At 62.7% G+C, this 7,392-nt stretch carries 6 protein-coding genes and 5 pseudogenes; 6 read left to right on the top strand and 5 right to left on the bottom strand.

The window, feature by feature from the left end; genetic code table 11:
* The 3 genes from QU44_RS18775 to QU44_RS16555 form a co-directional block, all read right to left on the bottom strand.
* Positions 1-306 (bottom strand): hypothetical protein (locus QU44_RS18775; protein ID WP_231621793.1); only part of this gene is annotated, 306 nt, incomplete at its 3' end.
* Positions 307-429: 123 nt separating this feature from the next.
* Entirely contained in the window at positions 430-1,368 is a 939-nt protein-coding gene (locus QU44_RS16560) for a 3-keto-disaccharide hydrolase (protein ID WP_081988135.1), read from the bottom strand.
* An 84-nt stretch (positions 1,369-1,452) separates the two neighbouring features.
* On the bottom strand, positions 1,453-2,811 hold the full coding sequence (locus QU44_RS16555) for an Nramp family divalent metal transporter (RefSeq protein WP_033923516.1): 1,359 nt from the start codon (positions 2,809-2,811) through the stop codon (positions 1,453-1,455).
* Positions 2,812-2,928: 117 nt separating this feature from the next.
* Here QU44_RS16555 and mntR point away from each other — a divergent pair, with 117 nt between their 5' ends.
* The 3 genes and pseudogenes from mntR to QU44_RS16540 form a co-directional block, all read left to right on the top strand.
* On the top strand, positions 2,929-3,348 hold the full coding sequence (mntR, locus tag QU44_RS16550; RefSeq protein ID WP_231621792.1) for a manganese-binding transcriptional regulator MntR: 420 nt from the start codon (positions 2,929-2,931) through the stop codon (positions 3,346-3,348).
* Positions 3,349-3,639: 291 nt separating this feature from the next.
* Positions 3,640-4,047, top strand: a complete 408-nt coding sequence (locus QU44_RS16545) for a hypothetical protein (protein WP_033923514.1) — start codon at positions 3,640-3,642, stop codon at positions 4,045-4,047.
* Positions 4,048-4,142: 95 nt separating this feature from the next.
* A pseudogene (locus QU44_RS16540) lies at positions 4,143-4,722 on the top strand (transposase); the annotation flags it as partial.
* 156 nt (positions 4,723-4,878) lie between these two features.
* Here the strand turns inward: QU44_RS16540 and QU44_RS16535 are convergent.
* Positions 4,879-5,148: pseudogene (locus QU44_RS16535) on the bottom strand (ATP-binding protein); the annotation flags it as partial.
* Between the two features lie 19 nt (positions 5,149-5,167).
* A pseudogene (locus QU44_RS16530) lies at positions 5,168-5,653 on the bottom strand (IS256 family transposase); the annotation flags it as partial.
* A 56-nt stretch (positions 5,654-5,709) separates the two neighbouring features.
* Here QU44_RS16530 and QU44_RS18015 point away from each other — a divergent pair.
* From QU44_RS18015 to QU44_RS16520, 3 genes and pseudogenes are all read left to right on the top strand, one after another.
* A pseudogene (locus QU44_RS18015) lies at positions 5,710-5,910 on the top strand (DDE-type integrase/transposase/recombinase); the annotation flags it as partial.
* Between the two features lie 196 nt (positions 5,911-6,106).
* Entirely contained in the window at positions 6,107-7,156 is a 1,050-nt protein-coding gene (locus tag QU44_RS16525) for an IS110 family transposase (RefSeq protein WP_033923513.1), read from the top strand.
* Between the two features lie 16 nt (positions 7,157-7,172).
* A pseudogene (locus tag QU44_RS16520) lies at positions 7,173-7,361 on the top strand (IS3 family transposase); the annotation flags it as partial.
* Between the last annotated feature and the right edge of the window lie 31 nt (positions 7,362-7,392).

Here is a 7,392-nt window from a genome sequence, read left to right as displayed (position 1 = left end):
AACCGTGGGATTTTTCAGCAGCCTGTTAATGTCTACGTAGGCCGATATGACATTTTGCCGAGAACGAAGTTCGTGCTGTGCTCGCTGGAAAATCGTCGACTTACCGGTCCCTTTCCGCCCGATTAAAAAGGTGGTGCTTTCGCGGAGCATTGTGTCCAACACAGCGTCGTTCTGCAAAGGGTCAACGTACAATTTTCCAATAAGGGATTTATCTGTAACGTCGTCACGCAGATCGGCTCTTCGATACAGTTTCAAAGAATGTGCAGCTTGGCCAAACTTCTTCAAATCGCTTGCGGTATAGTCCATCAAGTCCTCCCACTGGCGGTAGATTAGTAGCTAACTTATAATCCGCAAGGCAGGGTTCGGCGGCGCTTACATTTAGATTATTTATCGAACCGTTGGAGATCATCGCTTCGTGTTCCCCCCAAGTCACTCCCCCACCACAACCCGCGGCAGCGCCTCGATCGGTTCCACCGTGATCCCCCGGAACCACGTCTCGGCGCCTTCGGACTGCAACTGGATCTGCCCATGCGTCAGCGGCACGCGGGTGCCGTCGGGCGCGATCGTCGCCAGGTCGCGGACCTGCGCCACCGGCACGCCGTTGACGACATGCACCGCGCGGTCGCCCACCACGTACAGGTCCAGCGTGTTCCACTCGCCCGCCGGGCGCTCGGCATCGGTCGCCGCCTCGACATTCCAGGTCGGGGTGCCGTTGACGATGTCGATCTCGGGGCCGCCCGCGCGGTAGCGCAGATGCGGCGCGATCAGCGTCGGGTCGAAGCGCACATTGGTGCGCCCGCGCAGCTTGCCGCCCACCGCGACGATCATCCCGGTCGATCCGGTCATGATCTCGAACTCCGACGATGGCCGCCAGGTGCCGAACACTTCGCCGGGCGCGCCGTGCGTGTGATAGAGCAGGCCGTTGTTGCGCGGCAGCGTCTCGCGCGGCGCGAAAGTCTTGGCCCCCCATTTGAACTCCAGCCGCAGGTGATAGTCGCGCAGGTCGGCGCGGTGGACCAGGCTGCCCCAGGTCTCGCCCTTCACCCAGATCGCCGGCGCGCCGTCGATCGCGCGCACCGCGAAATCGCCCTTGGTGTCGCGGGAGGTGCCGATCGGCGTCGCGCCGGGCTCCGCCTGATAGGTGATCGAAGGATCGGCATAGCCCAGCCACGCCGTCCACCCGTCGAGGCTGCGCCCGTCGAACAGGGCGATCGGCTTGCCCGTCGGCTCGGGCAGGTCGGTGAGCGTCAGCCGCTGCGGCGCGGCGACGGGCTCGCCCGCGATCGCGCGCGCGGCTTCCTTCGAATCTTGCGCCAGCGCCGGTGTGCCAAGCGCCAGCAGCGCCGCGAATGCCCGATGAACCCGCATATTCGTCCCCTCCGCCCTTCGCCCAATGGCGATTATGGGAAGAGGCATAGCGCGGTAACGCTAACAGGCGAAAGCGTTTATGCGTCAGAGCATCGCCGCGAAATCGATCAGCAGCTTCACGTTGAGCGTCACGATCACCGCTGCGACGATCCACGCCGCCCATTTGAGTGCGGGCCGGTTGGCGAAGCCCCCCATCTTGGCGCGATCGCTGGTGAAGGCGACCAGCGGGATCACCGCGAAGGGCAATTGCATCGACAGCACCACCTGGCTGAACACCAGCAATTGCGCGGTGCCGCTGTCGCCATACAGCGCCGCGACGGTCACCGCGGGGATGATCGCCAGCAGCCGGGTGATCAGCCGCCGCTGCCACGCGGGCAGGCGGATTCGCAGGAAGCCCTCCATCACGATCTGTCCCGCCAGCGTCGCGGTGATCGTCGAATTCTGCCCCGACGCCAGCAGCGCGACCGCGAAGAGCGTGCTGGCGACGCCCACCCCCAGCATCGGTGCGAGCAACTGATACGCATCGCCGATCTCGGCGACGTCGGTGCGCCCGGCGGTATGGAAGGTCGCGGCGGCCAGGATCAGGATCGCCGAATTGATCAGCAGCGCCAGCATCAGCGCGATCGTGCTGTCGAGCGTGGCGTATTTGATCGCCTCGCGCTTGCCGCGTTCGTCCTGCTCGAACGCGCGCGTCTGGACGATCGAGGAATGGAGGTACAGGTTATGCGGCATCACCGTCGCGCCCAGGATGCCGATCGCGACGTACAGCATCGCCGGGTTGGTCACGACCTGCGCGGTCGGGATATAGCCGCGCAGCACGTCGCCGATCGCGGGCTGCGCCAGCGCCAGCTCGACCGCGAAGCAGCCGCCGATCACGATCAGCAGCGCGATCACGAACGCCTCAAGCTTGCGGAAGCCGCGTTGCTGCAGCAGCAGGATCAGCAGCACGTCGAACGCGGTGATGACGACGCCCCAGACCAGCGGGATGCCGAACAGCAATTGCAGCGCGATCGCGGTGCCGATCACCTCGGCCAGATCACACGCGATGATCGCCAGCTCGCACGCCACCCACAGGATGAAGCCGACGGGGCGGCTATAATGGTCGCGGCAGGCCTGCGCCAAGTCGCGTCCGGTGACGATGCCAAGCTTTGCGGCCAGCGCCTGCAACAGGATCGCCATCACGTTCGACAGCAGCACGACCGACAACAGGGTATAGCCGAACTGCGATCCCCCCGCGAGGCCGGTCGCCCAGTTGCCTGGGTCCATATAGCCGACCGCGACCAGATAGCCGGGGCCGGAGAAGGCCCCCATCTTGGTCCAGAAACGCGCGTCGCGCGGGATCGGAATGCTGCGGAACACTTCGGGCAGGCTGTCGCCCGATTGCGTCCGCCAGCCGCGCGGCTTGGCGGCGCTCGCATCGGGTTTGATGGCGTCATCGGTCATGCAGGGCCTCTCCGGTCCCGCCTAATATGTATTCGCGTTCAAAATTAGCTAGGGCTAATATTTGGACCATCGGCGTTGCTGTGCGATGGAAACGGCTTCGTATAGGAGCTGCCCGCCGTGACCTTGCCCGAGCCTCAAGAACACGCGCGCCGCTTCGCACGCCTGCGCTCGGCGCATCGCACCGAAACGCAGGAGGATTATGTCGAGCTGATCGCCGATCTGATCGCCGAAACCGGCGAAGCGCGCGCCACCGATCTCGCCGAACGGCTGGGCGTCACGCCGGCGACGGTGGCGAACACGCTCACCCGGCTCAAGCGCGACGGCCTGGTCGAAATGCGCCCCTATCGCTCGATCTTCCTCACCAATCAGGGCAGTGCATTGGCGGCGCGATCAAAGGCGCGGCACGAAATCGTGCTTGGCTTCCTGCTGCGACTGGGCGTGTCGAGCGAGGTGGCGGAGATGGACGCCGAAGGGCTGGAACATCATCTGAGCCAGGAAACGCTCGATGCGATGCAGGCATTCCGTGGCGAACGATAAATCGCGATATGTTGGTGAGGGTAAGTTCGGGCCGGGGGGGGGCGTTGTCTACCGTTGGCAGCCTTGAGCCATTCCTAGCCGATTGACATATATTGCGATGCATTATCAATTTTGATATGCGCTTTTCTGAAGCTTGCGGGTAGCGCAACCGAAGGAGAATGATGTCGTGACCGGAAATCGGGGCCGATCCATGATCACGCGCCTGCCGGCGCTGCCGACCATGCTATCGGCAGTTGTGCCGTTGATGCTCGCGGCTTTGCGCCGGCCAGGGCTGCTCGCCGGGAGCGCATCATGACGATGCACCGGGTCATCGATCACACCGCAGTGCTGCCTGGTACGGCTCAGCTTTTGACGGTGAGCGCGCGCTGCTGGCGCGGTGCGCGCGATTGCGGAGTGCCCGTCCAGCCGCGCCTGCATGCCATGTTAGGAGAACATGGTTGCGGCATGCTTGCGCCGGTCATCGACAGCCTTATGACGCTATACCAGGTTGCGCTTGGCCGGGCGATGGTCGTCGGCGCAGGCACCGATGTGTCGCGCGACGAGCGTGAACTGATCGGCCTGATCGAAAGGGATAGACCGCGAAGCGCTTGCATGGACTGCACCGAGGGTGCGGGCCATGCGCTCGACTGCGCGATTTGCTGCACCCGGATCATGATCGCTTTGTCCCTGCGAACTCCAATCGCGGGCGCGCTCCAATGAACCGCCCGCGTTAGCAGGCTGCTGAAAAACCCGCTGGTGTTTTGGGGCAAATCCTGATTCGATCCTGATATCGTGATTGGCAATGGATTGATGCGATGCGCGGCGCAGATGATCGGTCGTCCCAACTTTTTTCCTACGTCGATCTTGAGGCGCGCGTGCCGAAGGGACATCCGCTTCGAGCGATGCGGGATCTGGTGAACCCTGCGTTGGTTGCGCTCGATGATCGGTTTGCCGCACTTTACAAGGACGGTGGCCGCCCATCGATCGCGCCGGAGCGATTGCTTCGGGCGATCCTGTTGCAGCTTTTCTATTCGATCCGCTCGGAGCGGCAACTGATGGAGCGGCTCAATTTTGATCTTCTGTTTCGCTGGTTCGTGGGGCTTGGCGTGGACGATCCAGTCTGGGACGCCTCGACGTTTTCGAAGAACCGGACGCGGGTTTTGACGGAAGAGATCGCGCAAGGGTTCCTGTCGGCACTTCTGTCGGATCGCCGTGTGAAGCGGCTTTTGAGCGCCGAGCATTTCTCGCTGGACGGGACGATGCTGAAGGCGTTTGCTTCGTTCAAGAGCTTTCGACCGAAAGACGGATCTGGCGATCCGCCGGCGGGTGGCCGCAATGGCGAGCGGAACTTTCGCTGTCAATCGGCGTTCAAACGGGACCCACTTTGGAACCACATCGGCGTGCAAAAGGGGATCACTCGCGGTTGGCGGTGGAGTTTGCGCGACAATCAGGATGAGAAGAGCTTGTCGGGCTTGGGGCGGAGGTCGGGCGTAGCCCGGCCGGAGGCGCAAGCCCGACAAGCTCGTTCTTTTCCGGTCAGCCCGAGGGGTATCAGCTTCGGTTTTTGAACCGCCAGCTATCATTGCCGGTCTCGACGATGTCGCAATGATGGGTGATGCGGTCGAGAAGGGCGGTGGTCATCTTGGGATCGCCGAACACGGTGGACCATTCGCCGAACGTCAGGTTGGTGGTGATAATCACCGAGGTGCGCTCGTAAAGCTTGCTGATCAGGTGGAACAGCAACTGCCCGCCGGAGCGGGCGAGCGGCAGATAACCAAGTTCATCGAGGACGACGAGATCGAGACGGGCGAGCTGCGCTGCCAGCGCGCCGGCCTTGCCAATAGACCGCATCCAGCGGCCGCTGCTGCCAGGTCGCGACCTCATCGAGCACGGCGTCGGTTACCGTGCTGATCAGGTCGGGCGACACATCAATGCCGTATAGATCGTGCAAATGCCCGGTAATCTCGCGGGTGCTCATGCCGCGCGCGTACATCGATACGATCTTCTCGTCGAAGCCGGGAAAGCGGCGTTGGTACTTGGCGATCAGCTGCGGATCGAAGCTCGACTGTCGGTCGCGCGGCACATCGATCGCCATCTTGCCGGTGTCGGTCATTACGGTCTTCCGGCCGTAGCCGTTGCGCGTGTTGCCGCTGCCGTCCTCGCCAGCAAGGTGGTGATCCATCTCCGCATTCAAGGCGCGCTCCGTGAGCGTCTTCTTCAGGGAGTCGAGCAGCCCGCCCTGATCGAATGCAGCACTGGCGGTGCCGCCTGCCAGCAGTTGATCGAGAAGCTCGTTGGGAATCGCGGGTTCTTTGCGTCGAGGCATATTGGGACTCCTTTTTACCCATCATGCCCGCCCGCACACGAAAATCCTGACACTCCCTGGGCTGGGCGGTCGGCGACCGGCTGCACCGTGATCTGGCGCTCGCCGCATTGCGCAAGGCCCTCGTCATGCGCCGTCCGCCCGAAGGGCTCATTCACCATTCGGACCGCGGCAGCCAATATTGTGCCGTCGACTACCAAGCCGAACTACGCCGCCACGGCATCCGTATCTCCATGTCTGGAAAGGGAAATTGCTACGATTGTGATAGGTTGCCTCGGCCTGGTGGCCTGACCCATGTTACGATTGACTGCGTGTCATTGCGTTGACGTGTCGGCCATCAGGTCGCCCTGGCAACGGGTGAGATGTGACTTCATAGGAGCCTGACGGGTTCGCCCCTTCACAGTCCTGTCCTCTCTGAGCGGTGCCCGGGCACCGCTCAGAGAGGACAGGACCGAAGTGACAGCCAATACTATCATTATCGGCGTCGATACGCACAAGGCCACCCATGTCGCCGTGGCGATCGATGCCAACGGCAGCCGGTTGGCGTGCATCTCGGCTCCGGCAACAACCAAGGGCTATCTGACGCTCGAAAGCTGGGCATCCGCCTTGGGAACGATCGCGGCCTTTGGTATCGAAGGCACCGGATCGTACGGCGCTGGCTTATCTCGCCATCTCCTTGCCCAAGGTCACAAGGTCGTCGAGGTGACGCGGCCCAATCGGCAGCTGCGCTACCAGCACGGCAAGACCGACAGCATCGATGCCGAAGGCGCGGCACGGTCGGTATTGGCCGGACAGGCGGCCGCCGAGCCAAAGACACAGACAGGGTCGGTTGAAATGATCCGGCATCTCAAGATCGCACGCGACACTGCGGTCAAGAGCCGGTCCCAGGCCCTGGTGACGTTGAAGACCCTGATCATCAACGCTCCCGCATCCCTACGCGATGCACTCGACCAGATCGGCGGCAAGATGGCGCTGATCCGGCATATCGCGGCGTTCAGGCCGGGTGCAATCACGTCGACGACGGCACCGGCCAAAACCGCCATGCGCGCGTTGGCGCAACGCTGGCTGGCGTTGCATGACGAGGTCCAGGGGCATGACAAGGCACTCGAACACCTCGTCGTGGCGCGCGCGCCGGCCCTTATCGCATCCCATGGGATCGCGACGATGACGGCGGCGGAAATGCTTATCCTGGTCGGCGACGACCCAACCCGGATCCGTTCGGAGGCCGCGCTCGCCAAACTCTGCGGGGTCTGCCCTATCCCCGCATCGAGCGGAAAGACCAACCGCTTCCGGCTCAATCGTGGCGGCAACCGACAGGCCAATGCCGCCCTGTATCGGGTCGCCATCGTTCGCATGCGCAACCACCAGCCAACACTCGCCTATGTCAGCAAGCGAAAGACAGACGGCAAGAGCAACCGTGAAATCATCCGCTGTCTCAAGCGATATATCGTCCGGGAGATCTTCGCACATCTGTGCCGTCCGGAAACGACGCCGACGCCCGCTTGACAAATATAGGAGCCTCAATGCCATGGTCGAGACGTTCTTCAAGACGATCAAATCCGAGATCGTCTGGCGCACCGTCTTCTATACCCGTGACCAAGCCGCCCAGGCCATTGCCCGCTATATCGACGGTTTCTACAACCCCGTCAGGCGACATTCCGCGCTCGACTACATCAGCCCCGCGCAGTTCGAACGAACCGCGTCACGCTGAGCTAACCTCTCTTATTCACTGGGCTGCTGCG

This window comes from Sphingomonas sp. 37zxx (assembly GCF_000786205.1).
Classification (GTDB): Bacteria; Pseudomonadota; Alphaproteobacteria; order Sphingomonadales; family Sphingomonadaceae; genus Sphingomonas.
Note: the sequence above shows the minus strand (reverse complement) of the source record. Positions and strands in the feature narration are given on the sequence as shown.